This window comes from Hydrogenovibrio sp. 3SP14C1 (genome assembly GCF_029625905.1).
Taxonomy (GTDB): domain Bacteria; phylum Pseudomonadota; class Gammaproteobacteria; order Thiomicrospirales; family Thiomicrospiraceae; genus Hydrogenovibrio.
Genome location: NZ_JARTLM010000210.1, coordinates 1 through 255 on the forward strand (window position 1 = coordinate 1; position 255 = coordinate 255).

Here is a 255-nt window from a genome sequence, read left to right on the forward strand (position 1 = left end):
TGTTAAAGAGATAGGTGGCTACGGCATCCGCGACCGAGACCGCCTTTGTGGGCACCTCCAGCGGGGTAAAGCCCGGCACGCGGCTGCGAAGGATCCCGAACAGTGCCTGCTGGTCCACAAACGCCTGCTCGTGGCAAAACAGTACCTGACGGTTGGAGACGGCAATCACGTCGTTATGGAATACGCCATGGTCAATCACCTCCGGGTTTTGCTGGGCGAAAATCAGCTGACCCGGATTGACCTGATTCAGCCGGG

At 58.8% G+C, this 255-nt stretch carries 1 protein-coding gene; it reads right to left on the bottom strand.

What is annotated here, in order from left to right:
* Window positions 1–255: N-succinylarginine dihydrolase (locus P8629_RS12285; protein ID WP_278166387.1), on the bottom strand; the 255-nt coding region annotated here is incomplete at both ends.